This is a genomic window from Pseudomonas sp. MBLB4123, assembly GCF_051904775.1.
Classification (GTDB): Bacteria; Pseudomonadota; Gammaproteobacteria; order Pseudomonadales; family Pseudomonadaceae; genus Aquipseudomonas; species Aquipseudomonas benzenivorans_B.
This window is the reverse complement of record NZ_CP196711.1, coordinates 863,942-882,771: the sequence shown is the minus strand read 5'-3', so window position 1 is coordinate 882,771 and position 18,830 is coordinate 863,942. Positions and strand designations below refer to the sequence as shown.

Genomic DNA, 18,830 nt, shown 5'->3' with positions numbered 1-18,830 from the left:
GAGGCGGAGCACGCCGCGAAGACGCGAGCGACCTGCGCACAAAACGGCCTGTTGGCCACCTTGGCGCAGGCCCGGGGGCCAGGGACAGCGCGCCGCCCCTGGGGCTCCCCTCACTCGAGGAAGGTCGACATGTCCTGACAGACCGTGGCGAAGGCCTCGACGAAGGCGCGGGCCTGGGCCTCGTCGAGCAGCAACGGCGGCTGGATGCGCATGACCCGGTTGTTGTTGGCGGTGACGAAGGTGAGGATGCCGTGCTCCTGGGAGAGCTTGCTGACGAAGCGCAGCACGAACATCTCCTCGAAGTTCTTCTCCAGCTCGTCGACGGCCTCGCGGATCAGCTGTTTGGCCTTGCCGGACATCATCCGGTAGGTGCCCATCGCGTTGCCCGGCATGCGGCTGGCGAATTCGCGCACGAAGGCCTCCACGCCGCCGGCGAAGCTGTTGTGGAACTCGATGGCGATCATCAGACCGCGCCCGCGCACCTCGCGGATGAAGGGGTAGTCGGCCACCGCCTCGCGCAGTGCCTGCAACAGCAGCCCGCCGACCCGTTGCGCATTGCCCGCCAGGTCCTCTGCCTCGATGACGTCCAGCGTGGCCAGGGCCGATGCGGCCGCCAGGTTGCCGCCGCCGAAGGTCGAGGTGTGCAGGGCGAAACTGTCGATGCTGCCGTAGGCGCGGTCCCACAGGTCCGCCCGCGAGAGCGTGGCGCCTATGGGCACCGCGCCACCGGAGAGGGACTTGGACAGCACCAGGATGTCCGGCGCCACCCCGTCCCATTCGCAGGCGAACAGCCTGCCGGTGCGCCCCAGCCCGGTCTGGATCTCGTCGAGGATGAGGATGCAGTCATGCTCGCTGCACAGCTCGCGGACCCGCGCCAGGTAACCCGGAGGCGGCAGCAGCACGCCGCCTTCACCCTGGATCGGCTCGAGGATGAAGGCGCCCACGTCGCCTTGCAGCAGGGCCTGTTCCAGCGCGGCAGTATCGCCGAAGGGGATCGCGTCGCAGCGCGGCAACAGTGGCTTGAACGGCTGCCGGTGCTTGTCGCGGCCGGTGACCGACAGCGCACCCAGGGTCTTGCCGTGGTAGCCGTTGTCGCAGTAGAGCACCCGCGAGGCCCAGCTGCGATCCATGGCGGCGATCGCCAGCTTCAACGCCGCCTCCACCGCCTCGGTCCCCGAGTTGCTGAAGAACACCCGCTCCAGCTTGCCCGGCGCCAACGCACTCAGGCGCTGCGCCAGCAGGCTGGTCTGCAGCGGCACGGAGACGTACTGGACGAAGGTCGGCTGCTCCTGCTGCAGGTAGCGCTGCAGCGCGGCGTTGATCCGCGGGTGGTTGTGCCCGGTGTTCAGGCAGCCGTATCCGGCGACGAAGTCCAGGTAGCGACTGCCGTCCAGGTCGGTCAACCAGCAGCCGCTGCCATGGCCGAACACCCGCTCGATGTGGTTGAAGGCGTAGAACTCGCGGAGGATCGGGTTGATGTGCTCGCCGAAACAACGCAGGGCCTCGGCGCGCAGCTGTGGGCCCTCGAACGGGACCGGGGCCTGGCCGGGCTTCTGGTGAAAACGACGCAGGCCCTGGAAATCCGCCTCGCCCAGGCGCTCGCCGTAGGAGGCCATGGGCGTCGGCAGCAGGCCGTGGCCTTCGGCCAGGCGGCCGATCTCCAGCACCTTGTCCTCCGGCAGCTCGCGACCGATGGAGAAGGCCTCGGCGCGCCCCTCCAGGCCCAGCACCAGGGTCTCCGCCAGGCAGCCGTTGAGGAACTTCTTCGGCGCCATGCCCAGGCTTTCCCCACCGAAACGCAGCGTCGCAGCGGCCGAGACCAGCCCGCCGTCGATGATCAGGATGTCGTTGCGGTCCTGGCGATAGGGCATCACGTCCCGCGGCAGCGCGGCGTCCACCACCACCGAGCCGGGCGCCAGGCGATAGGGGTCGATGACCCCGCCGCTGGAGGTGGCGGCGACGAAGAAGCGCACACCGCCATAGCAGCTCTGCATGTCGTTGCTCAGGCGTACCCGCCCGCGCAGCTCCGCAGGCAGGTACTCGAGGCCCTGGCGGGCCTGCTCCGCGCCGCCCCGGTGCACCAGGCACAGGCGGCAGCCCTCGCGGCCGAGCAGCCTGGCGATCGCCAGGGCGATGGAGCCCGGATAGCCGACCACCGCCACCTCGGTGTCGAGCGGGTCCACTTCCAGGTACTGCATGGCCTCCAGCACATTGCGATAGGCCGCGTAGGCGGTCAGCGAATTGCCGGTGGTCACCGGTACCCCGGTGCGCTCCAGGGTCTGCAGGCCGCGGTTGCCGACTATCGCGGTGAAGCCGCCGAGGCCGACCAGCTGGGCGCCCTGCTCCTTGAGGCTGTCCACCCCCTCGATCACGCGCCGGGCGATGGCGCGCGGCTGGGCGAGCATCTCCTCGGCGGTCAGCGGCAGGTAATGGACTATGCCTTCGCAGACCGCGCCGCGGGCGCTGACGATGCGGCCGAAGTCGGCGAAGGGCACCAGGTTGCGCCGCTGCCAGAGGTCGGGACGGTAACCGCGGTCCTGCTCGGCGAGGTTGCGATCGAGCAGGTCGAGGATCTTCACGTGACGCTTGAGTGCCACCGAGGTCGGGTGCGCGATGAATCCGAATTTCATGGTTCGAGTGTCCTTGTGGCCAGCTTCACTGGCGGTTCCAGGCGGTTTCGGAGACCAGGCTGAGGCCGTCTCCGTCGGAGTTGTGGGCCAGCGTCACGTCGATGATGTTGAGCTGCCCTGGGCTGGTCAGGGCGCTGCGCAGGCTGTCGGCGTCGAACTGCAGCATCCGCCTGCGGCACAGGCTGATCGGCCCGACACGCTCCACGGCCGGCCCCGGCGCCGGTGCGGTCACCGCCACCTGACGCGCGCCGTTGTGTGCGTAGCGCTTGTCCAGGTAGCTCTGGATCATCGACAGCACGCCGTTGCTCAGATAGAACAGCGTGACGTTCTTCGCCGCGCCGCGCGGGTCCTGCGCCAGGCCGGCCAGCAGGCGTGCCTCGATGTCCGGCACCAGTGCCCGCGCGCCGTCACCGACGAAGGCCAGCACGTTGCCCGCGGCGCTGCAGGCGATGTACGGCAATGCCATCAGCGCGTCGCCCATCAACGCCCGGCCGTACCAGCCGGAGAAGCCCGGATCGGTGCGCGGTATGTTGCGCAGCGCAGAAATGCCACAGCGGCCGACGTCGTAGATGCCGGTATAGCGGTAGCCGTCGCACTCGATCAGCTCGCGCACCAGACTGCCCAGGCGGAGGAAGAAGTAGTTGGCAGTCATCGGCAAGGTGGCGATGTGATCCACCGGCACCGCTTCGCTGATCGCGGCCACGGCGGCCAGCCTGGCCCGGCGCAGGGCCAGCACCTCGGGTGCTACCGCCAAGCGGGCCTGGACCTGGTCGAGGAACAGGTCCAGCGGCATGTCCAGCGCCAAGTCGGTGAAGGGCGACAGGTGGCGGGGTTCGTGGTTGACCTGCACCACGCGGAGCTGGCGTTTCAGCTTGCCCTCGGAGAACGGCGTGGCGGCCTGGTCCACCTTGCCCTTGAGGAAGAACAGGCACTGCGCGTCCGGCCCGACGACTTCATGCCGGTCGTGCAGGAAGCGATAGACCCTGCGGCTGAAGCCATACAGCGACAGCGGTCCCAGGTAGTTAGGCACCGTCTGCCCCTGGTGATAGGGGCCGACGCTGCCCGGCTGGGTGATGCTGTCGGCCAGGGCGATACCGGCCGCCGCGGCGATCCGGTAGACCCGCTCGCGCTGCTCGTCCGACAGCCTGCCGCACTGCCAGAGCATGTGCAGCGGCGCCTGGTTGATCAGACTCAGCGCCTCGTCGAGCGCCACCTGCTGCGCCTCGCTCAGGCGCGGTGACGCCGGCGTGCCCAGCGGTGGCAGGCCGACGTCCAGGGGCTGCTGCGGACGCGACTCCAGCGCGGCCTGGGTGGCCAGCACGAACACCGGCTCGGCGCGCTCGGCAAGCAGGGCGAAGGCCTCCGCCAGCTTCGCCGCCACCTCGTCCACCTTGCGGATGAACACGTGGCGCAGGCCGCGCGCGGCGATCACCTGGCGGCCATCGTGATCGGCGTCCATCGTGCCCTGGAAGGCGAACCAGGCGTTGTCCGGGCTGTCCGCGCAGATGATCAGCCCCGGGGCGCCGGCACGCTTGAGGTTGGCCAGGGTGCCGCGGAACTCGTCGATCATCCCGGAGGTGACCGCGATTACATAGGCACGGCCGTAGAGCTGCCAGCCGGCCAGGGCGGCGACCGCCAGGCTGTGCTCGTTGCAGCCGTGCAGGCAGCGGGCGCCGCTGCCGGCCACGCGCTGCTGCATGGACTGGATCAGCCCGGCCACCATGGAGCCGGTGTAGGAATGGAAGTCCCAGTGGTCCGGCCAGCGTTCGCCCATGAACCGCGCCACCTCGGTGGCGATGCTCACGGGTGGCAAGGCCGTGCTGATCGAGCGAGCCAGCATGCGATTAAAGTGGCCGTGCTCCAGGTGGTCCACGGCGATCCGCAGCAGGTCGGCACGCCCCGCCGCTCGGTCCTCCAGCGGGACACGCAGATGACGGTTGCCGCCGGCCCGCGCCACCCAGCCCGGTAGCGCCGCAGCGGAACAGTAGAGCAGCGCCGAATGGGGCGACAGGCGGGGCCCCTGGCCCTCGCGGCCACAGGCGGCGAACAACGCCTCGAAGGGGTCATCCGCCATTTCCGCTAGCGGGCTGGCGTCGACTATGAACAGCTCCACCCGCGGGCCAGCGGTGTGGCGCGGCAACTGCGTCAACGCCACCTCCAGCGAGGGGAAATGCAGCAGCTCCACCGACAGCTCCTGGCGGTTGGCCGCAGTGCTCGTCTGCAGATAGTCCTCGGCCTGGACCATCAGGGTCTCCAGCACCGCCTCGCTACGCGGCTGCCCGCCCAGCGCTCGGCACATTTCCTCCATGCACTCGGCGGCGTTCCAAGGTTCGCCCGATGCGACGGCCAATCCCCTCCCCAGCTGCTCGACGACGAAGGCCACGTCCTCGAACAGCCATTGCGCCTGTGTGATCAGGCATACCCCCAGCACTCCCTTCATGGATCCATCCTCTGCACAGGTTTCTCAATTGCCGCGGGTGTCGCCCGCGACTCCCTTTGCGCGCCTGTACAGCGTCACGCGCATCATGCTCCTTCAAGGGCAGCGCCCGTCCGCCTCCATGGCGGCCAGCCGCCTCCCTTCCTCCTGTTCCGTCACCTGCGCCAGGGTCTGCCGGCTGCCGAGGGCCAGGCCGGCCACGCCGAGCATGGCCAGCGTCAAGCCGAGCAGCATGCCGGTGTAGCCCAGGCGATCCAGGGCCACCCCGGCGAGCACGGGCACCGCCAGGCGCGAAACCACGAACAGGCTGGCCTGCAGGCCGTAGTCCGCGGCCTGACGCTGCTGCCGGGTGAAAAACATCATCAGGCCGAATACCAGCGCGGAGATGGCGCCCATGGCCGCCGCGACCAGCGCCGCGCCGACGACCAGGCCGAGCGTGCCTGCCCCCAGCCAGACCGCCGCGGTCAGGCTGGCCAGGGCGAGCAAGGCGAAGCCGGTGAACAGCGGCATCGCCTGCGCGGCGCCGATGAGGCGAATCAGCCGGGCACTCGCCACGCTGGCCAGGGCACCGATTACCCCGCCGCCCACCCCGGCCAGCCAGGCCACCCGCTCCGCCGGCATACCCTGGTCCAGCAGCAAGGGCTTGAGGTACAGCCAGCAGGCGCCGACAAAGGGAAAGCTGAGCAGCAGCAGGAAGGTCCACAGGCGCGCGCCCGGCTGCTCGAAATAACCGCGCCAGCCATCCCCGGGGGCAGTCCCCGGGCATGCTGCAGGCGGCGCCGGCGCCGCTTCGCCGAGCAGCGGCAGCAGCGCCGCGCCGAGCAGCAACGCCGCTGCCATCAGCAGAAACGGCGCCTGCCAGCCCCAGCGCTCGTGCACCAGCAGCATCAGCCCGCCGCCGGCGATGGCCGCGAGGAACAGCGCCGCCGAGCGGATCGCGCCGGCGCGCATGCGCTCACTCTCCGGCAGCAGCTTGATCGCCAGGGCGTTCACCGGAATGTCCGCCCAGGTCGCCAGGACGCCGGCGCACAGCGCCAGGACGAACAGCAGCCCACGGTTGCCGAGCAGCTCCTGACGCCCGATCAGAGCCAGGGTCGCCGCCAGCAGCAGGCACAGCAGCAAGGCCCAGCCCCGGTAATGGCCGCCGGAGAACCGCCAGCGCTCGACCGGCAGCGCCAGGAGGAACTTGAACACCGCCGGCAACCCGGCCAGCTGGAACAGGCCGATATCGGTGCCCGACCAGCCGTGCTGGCGCATCACCAGCGGTAAGCCCAGCAGCAGATAGATGCTCGGCAGCGCCAGGGCGAAGTTCAGCCAGCCGAACAGCGCCTGGCGCCCCAGCAGGGACCCTGCGGCGCGGCTCATGACGCGCTCCGGCGGCCGATCACGGCGGTGACCGGGGCCATGGGGAACGGGACCTCGCGAACCGTTTCCAACCCGCCGAAGCCGGCCCGTTCCAGGGCCTGGTACAGCTCGCCCGCGCGCGTCACGTGGCGGCCGAGCATGCGCATCGACAGGTAGTAGGGCAGCACCGCCAGCGCAGCGTCCGGGCTGGGCGGGATCTCCGCCTGGACGCAGACCAGCACCCCGCCCGGCCGTAGCGCGGCGAATATCCGGCACAGGGTGGCATGCGGGTCGGGGATGAAATGCAGTACCGAGGAACACCAGATCAGGTCGTAGCCTTCGCCCAGGGCGTCACGGGACAGGTCGCCGCCCCGCCCGCGCAGACGTCCGGCCAGCCCGGCCCGCTCGATGTTTTCCTGAGCCACGCTGGCTGTCTCCGGCAAGTCGAACACCTCGCCGCCGAGCGCGGGGTTGGCCTCGGCCAGGGCGATGGCGACCAGCCCGGGGCCGCCGCCCAGATCGAGCAGGCGCTCGGCCCCGGTGAATTCGGGCAGACGCCTGACCAGCGCCAGCGCCGCCGCGACCGTGGCGGCGCGCTGCTCCTGGGCGATCTGCAGGCGCGCCGCCGCCTGCCAGTTGGCCCCGGTCCCGGCGAGGTTGGGCGCGATGCGGGCCCGGCCGCTGCGCACCTGCTCACCCAACTGGTCGCCGAAATGACGCAGCGCCTGGGTGCGGAACAGCCAGGCATCGCCGCAATAGCGGGGGGATTCGCGACTCAGGTACTGCCCGGCGACCGCCCCGGTGCCATAGCGCCACTGGCCCGGCGCGGCATCGGCGCCCTGGCGCTCCAGCAGGCGCATGCTCCAGAGCAGCTCGAGCAGATGCGCGGTATTCGCCGGGTGCAGCTGCAGGCGCGCGGCCGCCTCGGCCGCCGACAGCGGCTCGGCGAGCAGCTCGAACAGCTGCAGTTCCAGGGCCAGGCGCAGGGCATCGGCCTGCACCGCCGCCTGGGAGATGTCCCAGAAGGGCTGCAGGGGGTGGCGGGCATCCGCTGGCGGGTGGCGGCTCATAGCTGGTAGCTCAGGCGCAGGCCCAGCTCACGGGGCTCGCTGTACACCCGGGCCATGCCATTGAGGAAGCCGACCGCGTCGTAGCGCTTGTCCGTGGCGTTGTCGAGATACAGGGCGATGCCGTAGTGCCCGTACTGGTAGCCGGCACTCAGGTCGAGCAGGGTGTAGCCGCCACGGCTGAAGCGGTTGGCGGAATCCAGATAGGTGCGCCCCACCCCGCTCAGCCCGGCCTGGGCGTACCAGCCGGCGGGGGCGTCGTAGCGCAGGCCGAGGTAGCCGTTCAGGTCCGGGGCGAAGGGGTTGTGATTGCCCCGGTGATCGGCACTGCCGTCACGGAAGCGCTCGAAGCGGGTGCGATTGATCCCCAGGGCGCCCTGTAGTCGCCAATCGCGCCCCAACAGGTACTCGGCCTCCAGCTCCAGACCGGTGGAACGAGCCTCGGCGGCGTTGCTGATGGAGACGGCGCCTGGCAGGAGGATCTGCTGGACCTGCATGTCGTCGATATCCATCCAGTAGAGCGCGGCGGCATAGCGCAGGCGGCGTTGCGCGCCCCAGCCCTTGAGACCGACTTCATAGGCGCGCACCTGCTCCGGGTCGTAGCCGGGAAAGTTCGAGGCGGCGGCGAAGGCGTTGAAGCCCCCGGCGCGAAAGCCTTCGGCGTAGCTGGCGTAGAGCTGGGCGTCCGGCGACCACTGGTACTGCAGCGCCAGCTTGGGGGTGAGACGTTGCCAGGCGTCGCGCTTGCGGGTGCCGCTGCGGGCCGACAGCTTGACCCTGTCCCGCTCCATGCGCGCCCCCAGGCTCAGCGACCAGCGCGCGGACAGCGGCAGCGTCCAATGGCCGAACAGCGCGGTGGAATTGCCACCCAGGTCCACCCGGGTGCGGCTCTGGCCCATGGGTGAGTGCTGGCGGAAGTCCAGGTCGTGGTCGTCACGATCCGCGTAGAAGCCCAAGAGCCACTGACCACTGGCCGCATCCCCCTCGAGGCGTAGCTCCTGGGACAGGTTGCTCAGGTGATGGTCACGCTCCAGCCGCAGCCGGTCGACGGGGAGAAAATCACTGTCCTGGCGGACCCGGTCGTAGAAGTCGCTGCTCGCGGTGATCGAGCGCAGCCGCAGGCCGGCGCCCAGTTCGTGGGCCAGATCCAGCGCCAAAGTGCGCCCGCTGGAGCGGTTCCAGCTCGGGGTCCCGGAGCGGACCTCGCGCCGGGAGGCAGCCACGTCCCCCCACTGCGAGCCGCCGTCCCGGTAGTCCTGACGGCTGTAACGCAGGGTGGCACTGCTGCGCGACGAAGGCGTCCAGCGCAGCACGGCACGACCGTTGTAGCGCGCGCGGTCGTCCTCACGGCCGCCGCGATGACGATTGTCGATGAAGCCGTCCTGCTCCAGCCACTCGCCGGCGATCCCGGCATACAGGCTGTCCGCCACCAGCGCCTGGCTGAGGTCGAAACGCAGCGAACGCCTGTCGCGACTCCCCAGGCTGGCATCGACCAGGGCATAGGGACTGTCGTCGGGCTGGCGCGTATGGAGGCTCAGCACCCCGGCCTCGGCATTGCGCCCGTACAGCGTCGCTTGCGGCCCACGCAGGACCTCCACCCGCTCGACACCCAGCAGGTTGCTGTCGAACCCTTGCCCCATCAGGGTCGGGACGCCATCGACCAGCATCAGCATCGAAGAGGAGAACGCGGTGGCGCTGGAGGTCAGCCCCCGCATCACCGGGAGATTGGTGCCCGACTGGCCAAACGGTTGGAAGGCGAAGCTGGGCGTGCGCCGTGCCAGCCCCTGCAGGTCTTCCACCGCCGCGGCGCGCAGATCCTCGCCATAGAACACCGAGAGGCTGCCCGGCACCTCCTCCTGACGCTGCGCGAGCTTGTTGGCCGTCACCGTGACGGAAGGCAGGACCTGCTCGGCCCTGGCCGCACTCGCCAGAATGTGGGCGATTACCAGCACCCCGACGCCCGATAAAGCATGCTTACCCATCGTTTCCCCGCAGAAACAAGCACAGATGAACTCATGCGAAACCCCGCAAGCAGGGTTTCTGTCATCCGACTCATGCTATTGACGAGGGGGAATCTTAGAGATAAATACGAATGAGTATCATGTATGTTTGTATGATTTCAGGATCTAGCTGTATCCATAAGGGAGGAAACAGAGCATGGCCGCATTCCAGAAAGCACTGCAGTCGCACCGCCTGGAGATGACCCAGACCCGCTTGAACCAACGCCAAGAGGGCGGCTGGGAGCGTCACCGCCTCCCCGAAGTCTATGGCGAGTGCTACTCCGAACGTCTCCCGCTGGACGACGGCCTGGTGGTGGTGCGCTCGCGCTACCACCCGACGCGCAATCTGGTCGAAGAAACGGTCAACCCCCACGACCGCCGCATGCTGGTCATCACCTACGGCATCCAGGGGCGCTCGGTGTACGCGGGCACGGATGGCTATTCCCTCGACTTCCGGGCCGGCTACACCACCATCACCGCCTTCCGCTGCAGCCATGGCGAACGATGCTACGAGGCCGGCGCGACCGTCTCCCAGCTACGCCTGCTGGTCGGCGAAGGCGTGCTCTGTCGCTACCTCGGGGCCGAGCGGGCGGCGGCCCTGCTGGCCACCGACTGCATCCGCCAGCTGGCCTTTCACAAGACCTCCCGAGCCAGCAGTGCCCACGCCGGCGCCCTGGCCCAGCACCTGCTGCAAAACGGCAGCGGCACGCTGGACGCCCACATCCACGCCCTGACCCTGCTGTCCGAGCAGCTGAGCGCCATAGCCCCGTCGGCCAGGAACAGCCCGCAACTCGGCCTGGCCGATATCGAGAAGCTGGAACGAGCCCGCGACCTGATGCTGGAGCAGATGGACCAGGCGCTGACGATCCCCTACCTCAGCGCAACCGTGGGACTGAACGAGTTCAAGTTCAAGCAGGGCTTCCGCCAGCACTTCAAGACCACGCCCCATCAGATGCTCAACGAGCTGCGCATGCGCAAAGCCTACGCGCTGCTGGAAACCGGCTGTCAGGTCGCCCAGGCGGCTTACCGGGTGGGCTATCGCCATCCGAACAACTTCAGCGCCGCGTTCTCCAGCTTCTTCGGCAAGTCGCCCAAGTCCGTGTTTGGCAAGCGGCGCTAGCCGGACTCGGTGAGGGTCGCCAGCCGCTTCAGTGGCTCAGGAAGTCCAGCACCTGACGGGTGAAGGCGGCAGCGGCCTCGACGTTGGACAGGTGCGCGGCGGGCAGCTCGATCAGGCGCGCGCCGGCGATGCGCTCGGCCAGGAAGCGGCCATCGGCCAGGGTGGTCACCGGATCGGCGCTGCCGGCGACGATCAGGGTTGGCGCGCGGATCGCACCGAGCCGCTCGCGGTAGTCGACATCGCGCACCGCCGCGCAGTTGGCCGCATAGCCCTGGGGCGAGGTCTGCGCGAGCATCGCCACCACGGGCTCGACCTTCGCCGGCTCGGCCGCGGCGAAGGCGGCGGTGAACCAGCGCGCGATGGAGGCGTCGCGCAAGGCCTGCATGGCGGCCTGGCCGTCGCGCAGCACAGTGTCGATGCGCGGGTTCCACACCTCGGGGCCGGCGATCTTCGCCGCGGTGTTGCACAGCACCAGCTTGTCCAGGCGCTCGCCGGCGTTGATCGCCAGCCATTGGCCGATCAGCCCGCCCATGGACAGACCGCAGAAATGCGCCTTGGCGATGTCCAGGGCATCGAGCAACGCCAGTACGTCGCGGCCATTCTGCTCGATGCTGTAGAAGCCTTCGCTGACCAGCGAGTGGCCATGGCCGCGGGTGTCGTAGCGCAGCACACGGAAATGCTCGGTGAATGCCGGCATCTGCGCGTCCCACATGTGCAGGTCGGTGCCCAGGGAGTTGGACAGGACCAGCACCGGCGCGCCGGCCGGCCCTTCGAGCCGATAATTCAGTTCACCGTCGGCGAGTCGGACGACAGGCATGACGCAGTTCCTCACTAGATCATTCATTTCAAGACGCTGCCCCGGAGGCGCGACTGCTGTCGGCTGTGCAGCGGGGCGGCGCAGTGCTCAGTATCGCTGAATCAGACGCGCTCGATAGCCAGGGCCAGGCCCTGGCCGACGCCGACGCACATGGTCGCCAGGCCTTTCTTGCCAGCGGATTTCTCCAGCTGGTGCAAGGCGGTCAGCACCAGGCGTGCGCCGCTCATGCCCAAGGGATGGCCGAGGGCGATGGCGCCGCCATTCGGGTTGACCTGGGCCGCGTCGTCGGCCAGGCCGAGGTCGCGCAGCACCGCCAGGCCCTGGCTGGCGAAGGCTTCGTTGAGCTCGATCACGTCGAAATCGCCGACGGCTACGCCCAGCCGCTCGCACAGCTTGCGCACCGCCGGCACCGGGCCGTAGCCCATGATGCGTGGCGCCACCCCGGCACTGGCCATGCCCAGCACCCGCGCCCGCGGAGTCAGGCCGTGTTTCTGCACCGCCTCGGCACTGGCCAGGATCAGCGCCGCAGCGCCGTCGTTGACCCCCGAGGCGTTGCCGGCGGTGACCGTCTTGTCCGGGCCATTGACCGGCTTGAGCCTGGTCAGCACCTCCAGGCTGGTGTCGGGGCGCAGGTGCTCGTCCTGCTCGATGAGGGTATCGCCCTTACGGCCCTTGATCAGCACCGGGACTATCTCCTCGGCGAAGAAGCCGGCGGCCTGGGCGGCGGCGGCGCGCTGCTGGCTGCGCAGGGCGAAGGCGTCCTGGTCGGCGCGACTGATCCGGTAGTCGTCGGCGACGTTGTCGGCGGTCTGCGGCATGGCATCCACGCCGTACTGGGCCTGCATCAGCGGGTTGATAAAGCGCCAGCCGATGGTGGTGTCCTCGATCTTCTGGGTGCGGCCGTAGGCGCTGTCGGCCTTGCCCATGACATAGGGCGCGCGGGACATGGACTCGACGCCGCCGGCGATGGCCAGCTCCATCTCGCCGCTGGCGATGGCGCGGAACGCCGTGCCGATCGCATCCATGCCCGAGGCGCACAGGCGGTTGAGGGTCACCCCCGGCACCGTGTCCGGCAGACCGGCCAGCAGCGAAGCCATGCGCGCGACGTTGCGGTTGTCCTCGCCGGCCTGATTGGCGCAGCCGAGGAATACCTCATCGATTTGGCTCGGGTCGAGCCGCGGGTTGCGCTCGATCAGCGCCTTGAGCGGCACCGCCGCCAGATCGTCCGCACGTACCGGCGCCAGGCCACCGCCGAAGCGGCCGATGGGGGTGCGCACGGCATCGCAGATATAGACGTCGCGGCTCATTCCTCACCTCCGGCCTGGCCGTGGGCGGCCGCGGTGCGGGCCTCCAGGGCGCGCAGGGCTTCGAGCTCCAGCGCCGTCGGCGCCGCGGTCTCGGCGACGCTGTCGGCGAAACGGATGGCCCAACCGGTGGCGGCCACCACCTGCTCGCGGCTGACTCCCGGGTGCAGCGAGGTGACGATGAATTCGTGGGTGCCGGCTTCCGGCTCCATGATGCACAGGTCGGTGATGATGCCCACCGGGCCGGCGCCGGGCAGGCCCAGCTGCTTGCGGTGGTCGCCGCCCTCGCCATGGCCGACCGAGGTGATGAAGGCCAGCTTGTCGACGAAGGTGCGGTGCGACTGCTTGAGGATGATCAGCACCTGCTTGGCCGATCCGGCGATCTCCGGCGCGCCGCCGGCGCCCGGCAGGCGTACTTTCGGCGAGTTGTAATCACCAATGACGGTGGTGTTGATATTGCCGTACTTGTCGACCTGGGCGGCGCCGAGGAAGCCCACGTCGATGCGCCCGCCCTGCAGCCAGTAGCGGAAGATCTCGCCGGTCGGCACCACGGTGTCGGCGGTCTCGGCCAGTTCGCCGTCGCCGATCGACAGCGGCAGCACGCTGGGCTTGGCGCCGATCGGGCCGGATTCGTAGATCAGCACCACGTCCGGCGAGGAGGTCAGGCGCGCCAGGTTGGCGGCCTTCGAGGGCAGGCCGATGCCGACGAAGCATACCGCGCCGTTGTTCAGGCGGCGGGCCGCGGCCACGGTCATCATTTCATTGGTGCTGTAGGCGCTCATTACTTGGCCTCCTGCTGCGCGGCCAGTTTGGCCTGGAACTCTGAGAAGTCGGCGGTGCCGCGGATGTACTGGTCGATCCAGGCGGTGAAGCTCTCGCGATCGCGGGCGATCGGGTCCCAGGCCTGGTAGAAGCGGTTGTCGCGCTCGGAGTAACCCAGGGCGTAGGACGGATGGGCGCCGCCCGGTACATGGCAGACCGCGCTGAGCGCCCAGCTCGGCAGCACGCAGGCGTTCATCGGCGCGTTCAGGTCGTCGACGACCTCCTCCACCGTGACGATGCAGCGCTGGGCCGCCAGGGCCGCTTCCTTCTGCACGCCGAGGATGCCCCAGAGCAGCACGTTGCCCTTGCGGTCGGCCTTCTGCGCGTGGATCACGGTGACGTCCGGGCGCACCGAGGGCACCGCCGCCAGCACCTCACCGGTGAACGGACAGGTGACCGTCTTGATCAGCGGGTTGACCTTGGGCAGGTCGGAGCCGGCATAGGCGCGCAGCACGGCGAACGGCAGACCCGAGGCTCCGGCGACATAGGCGTTGGCCAGGTCGGCGTGGCTGTGCTCCTCGATCTCCAGGGGCTGCGGCCAGCCCTTCTCCACCGCGTCGCGCAGACGGTGCAGGGAACCGACGCCGGGGTTGCCGCCCCAGGAGAACACCAGCTTCCTGGCGCAGCCGGCACCGATCAGCAGGTCGTAGACCAGGTCAGGGGTCATGCGCACCAGGGTCAGCTCGCGCTTGTTCTGGCGGATCAGCTCGTGGCTGGCGGCGGTGGGGATCAGGTGGGTGAAGCCTTCGAGGGCGACGGTGTCGCCGTCGTTGACGAAGCGCTTGACCGCTTCGCCAAGGGAAATGAGTTCGGCCATCGGAGTTACTCTCGCTCGGTTGACGGTGCCACCGCGCGGCGGTGGCGGCTGAGTCAACGGTAAGCCGAGTCAGCCGGCCAAACAATCCGATAATCGCTTATCCGTGCGATTAACGAACAGTGTCTGATCCAGCCCTTCGACCATGCCCTGGGCCAGGGCGCGCTGCTCATGCAGGCGCTGGACGATGCGCTCGACTATCTCCAGCCGCGCCGTCGCGCCCGCACGCATCTCGCCCATGGCACCCAGGGCCGCGGCGGCTTTCTCCAGGCCGGTGCGGGTGGACTGGCCGATATGCTCGACGCCGGCCCGCGCCTCCTGCGCCGACTGCTGCAGGCCGCCGGCGATCTGGCGGATCTGCTCGCTGGACTCGTTGGCGCGCTGGGCCAGGTGGCGCACCTCGTCGGCCACCACGGCGAAGCCGCGGCCATGTTCGCCGGCCCGCGCCGCCTCGATGGCCGCGTTGAGCGCCAGCAGGTTGGTCTGCTTGGCGATGTCCTGGATGCTGCCGACCAGGGCGCCGATGCGCAGCGACTGCTGCGACAGGCCATCGAACACCTGGTCGATGCTTTCCATGTAGCCGGCCAGGTCGCGGATCGCCGCCTCGCACGCCTGGATGCTGGCGGCGCTGAACTGCACCTTCTCCCCGCCCGCCCGTGCCAGCTCAGTGGCGTACTGCATGTCCTGTTCGGTGCGCAGGATGCCGTCGAGCAACTGGGCCAAGGGTGGGCGCAACGACAGAGCGGGATCGGCCGCCGGTGCAGCGAGCGGCGCCGGCGGCAATAGCGGCGCCTGCGGCTCGGCTGCCGGCGCGGGTGGCGCCGGCACCTGCACTTCGACCAGGGCCGGCGGCAGCCTGTGGTACAGCAGCCCGGCCAAGACGAGGCTGACCAGCACCCAGGCGGCCAGCGGACCATGCAGGTTGCTGTCCAGCAACAGGCCGGCGGCGGCCAGCGCCGCCGTCAGCTGCAGCAACGCCGCCAGGGACTTGAGCCGCCCCTGGCGGGGCTCGCGGTCGACCCGGCTCATCGATGGATTCACTGAACTCATAGGCCGATATGCTCCTGCAGAATCTGCGGCTGGCGCTTCAGCTCGGCGCTGGCGCCGTCGTAGACCACCCGCCCCTTGACCATGATCATGCTGCGGTCGGTGAGGTCGAGCAGCACGTTGACGTTCTTGTCCACCACCAGGGTGGCGATGCCGCTGGCCTTGATCAGGCGGATGACCTGCCAGATCTCCTTGCGGATCAGCGGCGCCAGGCCCTCGGTGGCCTCGTCGAGGATCATCAGCTCGGGGTTGGTCATCAGCGCGCGACCGATCGCCACCATCTGCTGCTCACCGCCGGAGAGGTTGCCGGTCAGGTGCTTGATGCGCTCGGCCAGACGCGGGAAGGTCTCCAGCACCCGCTCCAGGTCCCAGTCGCGGCGCCCGTCCAGGCCCGGGCGGGCGGCCATGATCAGGCTCTCGCGCACGCTCAGGTTGGGGAACATGCCCCTGCCCTCCGGCACGTAGCCGATGCCGCGGCGGATGATCTGGTGGGTGGGGCGGCCGCTGCAGTGTTCGCCGCGGATCAGCACCTCGCCGCGACGTGCCGGGGTCAGGCCGAGCAGCGAGCGGATGGTGGTGCTCTTGCCCATGCCGTTGCGCCCCATCAGCGCCAGGGTCTCGCCTGGCTGGATATGCAGGTCGACGCCATGCAGGACATGGCTGTTGCCGTAGTAGGTGTGCAGGCCGGTGGCCTGCACCAGGGCTTGTGTGCTCATCAGAACTGCTCCTCGCCGTCGCCCAGATAGGCCTGCTGTACCGCCGGATCGTTGCGCACCTGCTCCAGCGGCCCGCTGGCCAGCATCTCGCCGTTGACCATCACGGTCAGGGTGCTGGCGATGCTGAACACCGCGTCCATGTCGTGCTCGACCAGGACCATGGCGTACTGCTTGGACAGGCTGGCCAGCAGCTCGACCACCCGCGCCGACTCGTCCTTGCCCATGCCGGCCATGGGCTCGTCGAGCAGCAGGAAGCTCGGTTCGGTGGCCAGCACCATGCCGATCTCCAGCTGGCGTTGCTCGCCGTAGCTCAGGGCATCGGCCAGGGTGTCGCGGTGCCGGGCCAGGCCGCACAGTTCCAGCGCCCGCTCGGCGCGCTCGCGCACCTCGGCATAGGCCTCGCAGCGGCGGAAGAAGCGGAAGGAGTTCTTCAACCGCGACTGCGCCGCCAGCCAGCAGTTCTCCAGGCAGGTGAAGCCGGGGAAGATATTGGTGCGCTGGAAGCTGCGGCCGATGCCCAGGTGCGATACCCGGTTGGGCGCCAGGCCCGTGATGTCGCGACCGTGAAAGAGGATCTGCCCGGCGCTGGGCTGCAGATGGCCGGACAGCAGGTTGACCATGGTGCTCTTGCCGGCGCCGTTGGGCCCGATGATCGCGTGCACCTCGCAAGGCGCCACGCTCAGGGAGATGTCGTTGACCGCGTGCAGGCCGCCGAACGCCTTGCTCAGTCCGCGGGTTTGCAGAACAGGGACAGTCATACGCCGGCCTCCTTCTTGAGCGTCTCGTCGGTGGGTGGGGCGACCGCGGCCTGGCGCCGGGTGCCGAGCTGCAGCAGCAGACCGGCGATACCGTGCGGCAGCAACAGCACCATGGCGATGATCACCAGGCCCATGGGCAGCTCCCAGTGCGGGGTCAGGCCGGCGAACATCTGATGCAGGCCCTCGAAGGCGAAGGCGCCGAGAATGGGGCCGAACAGGCTACCCATGCCGCCGAGGATGACCATCACCAGGGCGTGGGCCGAGAGCTGCCAGCTGACCTGGCTGGGGCTGACGAAGCCGTACTGGGTGGCCGAGAGCATGCCGGCGTAGCCGGCGATGGTGCCGGCGATAACGAAGGCCACCAGCTTGTAGAACAGCGGGTTGTAGCCCATGGAGCGAACCCGCTCCTCGTTGCTCTTGATGCCCAGCAGCACCCGGCCGAACGGCGCGCGCAGGAAGGTGCGCAGCAGCAGGTAGACCAGCACCAGCGAACCCAGCACTAGGTAGAACAGGCTGCGCGGATTCTCCAGATCCAATAGCTGTACGCCGGCGATCGCCACTTCGGGCTTGAGGAACAGGTAGATGCCATCCGAGCCGCCGGCGAAGGCGGCATCGTGGAACAGGTAATAGAGCATCTGCGAGAAGGCGATGGTCGCCATGATGAAGAAGATGCCCGAGGTGCGGATGATCAGCAGGCCCATCAGCAGCGCGGCGGCGGCGCTGACGCCCAGGCACAGGGGCAGCGCCAGCCAGAAACTGACCGCCTCGTACTCCGGGGCGAACAGCACCAGGCTGTAGCCGGCGATGCCGAAGAAAGCCGCCTGGGCCAGGCTGACCATGCCGGTCACGCCGACCAGCAGGTCGAGGCTCAGGGCCACCAGGGCGAGGATCATGATGTGGGTCAGTTGCTGCAGGTGGAAGCCATGCTGCTCGCCGCTGAGGCTCTCGCCGAACAGCGGAAAGCCGGCCAGCAGCAAGACCAGCACCAGCAGCAGGTAACGGATGCTTGGGGGTAAGGGACGCATGGGGCGTTTCCTCCGAGGGGCAGGTGTCAGGCGAACAGCCCGCGAGGTTTGAACAGCAGCACGACGGCCATCAGCAGGTAGATCGCCATGCCCGCGTATTGCGGTGCCAGCACCGCGCCCCAGGTGGCGGTCAGGCCGACCAGCAGCGCGGCGAAGAAGGCGCCACGAATCGAACCCAGACCGCCGATCACCACCACCACGAAGGCGATGATGAGGATCTGGTTGCCCATGCCCGGGTACACCGAGGACAGCGGTGCGGCGATCATCCCGGCGAACGCGGTAAGCGCCGTGCCGGCGGCGAATACCAGGGTGTAGACGACGCGGATATTGATGCCCAGGCCCTGGACCATCTCGCGATTGCTGGCGCCGCCACGGATGACGATGCCCAGGCGGGTGCGCTGCAGGACCAGGTACATGGCCAGGGCGATCAGCCCGCAGACTACGGAGACGAACAGCCGGTATACCGGGTACTCGAGGGTCTCGGTGAGCCGTACCGAGCCTTCCAGCAGCGCCGGAATGGCCACGCTGTGGACATCGTTGCCCCAGACGATGCTGCGCAACGCGTCGATCACCAGGATCAGGCCGAAGGTCATCAGCACCTGGTCGAGGTGGTCGCGGCTATACAGCGCCTGGATCAGGAAGCGTTCGATCAGCACCCCGAGCAGGGCCGCCAGTGGCAGGCCGAGGAGGATGGCGAGAAACAGGTTGCCGGTCAGCGCGGTCAACCAGAAGGCCAGGTAGGCGCCGACCATGTAGAGGGCGCCGTGGGCCAGATTGATGATGTGCATGATGCCGAAGATCAGGGTCAGGCCGCTGGCGATGAGAAACAGCAGCAGGCCGTACTGCAGACCGTTCATGGTCTGGATCAGAACTGTAGGAAAATCCATCGGGAATACCTGGCGTAGACGAGTGGGCCGGCCCCGCGCACC

The 18,830-nt window shown here is 68.8% G+C and carries 15 protein-coding genes; 1 reads left to right on the top strand and 14 read right to left on the bottom strand.

The features are described 5' to 3' along the window. Nucleotides 1-110: 110 nt before the first annotated feature. From ACSX1C_RS04380 to ACSX1C_RS04360, 5 genes are all read right to left on the bottom strand, one after another. Entirely contained in the window at nt 111-2,630 is a 2,520-nt protein-coding gene (locus tag ACSX1C_RS04380; RefSeq protein ID WP_439888406.1) for an aminotransferase class III-fold pyridoxal phosphate-dependent enzyme, read from the bottom strand. A 25-nt stretch (nt 2,631-2,655) separates the two neighbouring features. After that, nucleotides 2,656-5,070, bottom strand: a complete 2,415-nt coding sequence (locus tag ACSX1C_RS04375; protein WP_439888405.1) for a decarboxylase — start codon at nt 5,068-5,070, stop codon at nt 2,656-2,658. Between the two features lie 93 nt (nt 5,071-5,163). Continuing rightward, nucleotides 5,164-6,432, bottom strand: coding sequence for an MFS transporter (locus ACSX1C_RS04370; protein ID WP_439888404.1), 1,269 nt, complete (start codon nt 6,430-6,432; stop codon nt 5,164-5,166). Next, entirely contained in the window at nt 6,429-7,481 is a 1,053-nt protein-coding gene (locus tag ACSX1C_RS04365; protein ID WP_439888403.1) for a methyltransferase, read from the bottom strand. Before ACSX1C_RS04365 ends, ACSX1C_RS04370 begins: the two co-directional genes overlap by 4 nt. Next, nucleotides 7,478-9,460 (bottom strand): TonB-dependent receptor, encoded by a 1,983-nt coding sequence (locus ACSX1C_RS04360; RefSeq protein ID WP_439888402.1) that lies wholly within the window; start codon nt 9,458-9,460, stop codon nt 7,478-7,480. Before ACSX1C_RS04360 ends, ACSX1C_RS04365 begins: the two co-directional genes overlap by 4 nt. A gap of 175 nt (nt 9,461-9,635) precedes the next feature. Here ACSX1C_RS04360 and ACSX1C_RS04355 point away from each other — a divergent pair, with 175 nt between their 5' ends. Continuing rightward, nucleotides 9,636-10,598, top strand: a complete 963-nt coding sequence (locus ACSX1C_RS04355) for a helix-turn-helix domain-containing protein (protein WP_439888401.1) — start codon at nt 9,636-9,638, stop codon at nt 10,596-10,598. A gap of 28 nt (nt 10,599-10,626) precedes the next feature. On the opposite strand, the gene pcaD is transcribed toward ACSX1C_RS04355, so the two are convergent. The 9 genes from pcaD to ACSX1C_RS04310 form a co-directional block, all read right to left on the bottom strand. Beyond that, nucleotides 10,627-11,415, bottom strand: a complete 789-nt coding sequence (gene pcaD, locus ACSX1C_RS04350; protein WP_439888400.1) for a 3-oxoadipate enol-lactonase — start codon at nt 11,413-11,415, stop codon at nt 10,627-10,629. A gap of 101 nt (nt 11,416-11,516) precedes the next feature. Beyond that, nucleotides 11,517-12,722 (bottom strand): 3-oxoadipyl-CoA thiolase, encoded by a 1,206-nt coding sequence (gene pcaF, locus ACSX1C_RS04345; protein ID WP_439888399.1) that lies wholly within the window; start codon nt 12,720-12,722, stop codon nt 11,517-11,519. Then, nucleotides 12,719-13,501 carry a CoA-transferase subunit beta gene (locus tag ACSX1C_RS04340; RefSeq protein WP_439888398.1) on the bottom strand — a complete coding sequence of 261 codons (783 nt, stop codon included), beginning with the start codon at nt 13,499-13,501 and terminating at the stop codon, nt 12,719-12,721. The genes pcaF and ACSX1C_RS04340 overlap by 4 nt, the downstream gene beginning before the upstream one ends. Continuing rightward, nucleotides 13,501-14,358: a CoA transferase subunit A gene (locus tag ACSX1C_RS04335; RefSeq protein WP_439888397.1), complete on the bottom strand. Its 858-nt coding sequence runs from the start codon at nt 14,356-14,358 to the stop codon at nt 13,501-13,503. Before ACSX1C_RS04335 ends, ACSX1C_RS04340 begins: the two co-directional genes overlap by 1 nt. A gap of 69 nt (nt 14,359-14,427) precedes the next feature. Next, nucleotides 14,428-15,036 carry a methyl-accepting chemotaxis protein gene (locus ACSX1C_RS04330; protein ID WP_439889366.1) on the bottom strand — a complete coding sequence of 203 codons (609 nt, stop codon included), beginning with the start codon at nt 15,034-15,036 and terminating at the stop codon, nt 14,428-14,430. Between the two features lie 365 nt (nt 15,037-15,401). After that, nucleotides 15,402-16,118: an ABC transporter ATP-binding protein gene (locus ACSX1C_RS04325; protein ID WP_439888396.1), complete on the bottom strand. Its 717-nt coding sequence runs from the start codon at nt 16,116-16,118 to the stop codon at nt 15,402-15,404. Beyond that, the gene (locus ACSX1C_RS04320; RefSeq protein ID WP_439888395.1) at nt 16,118-16,876 is read right to left on the bottom strand and encodes an ABC transporter ATP-binding protein; all 759 of its coding nucleotides are present in this window, start codon (nt 16,874-16,876) and stop codon (nt 16,118-16,120) included. Before ACSX1C_RS04320 ends, ACSX1C_RS04325 begins: the two co-directional genes overlap by 1 nt. Further along, nucleotides 16,873-17,901, bottom strand: a complete 1,029-nt coding sequence (locus ACSX1C_RS04315) for a branched-chain amino acid ABC transporter permease (RefSeq protein WP_439888394.1) — start codon at nt 17,899-17,901, stop codon at nt 16,873-16,875. Before ACSX1C_RS04315 ends, ACSX1C_RS04320 begins: the two co-directional genes overlap by 4 nt. Nucleotides 17,902-17,927: 26 nt before the next feature. Then, complete coding sequence (locus ACSX1C_RS04310) at nt 17,928-18,788, bottom strand: branched-chain amino acid ABC transporter permease (protein WP_439888393.1); 861 nt, start codon at nt 18,786-18,788, stop codon at nt 17,928-17,930. Nucleotides 18,789-18,830 lie beyond the last annotated feature (42 nt).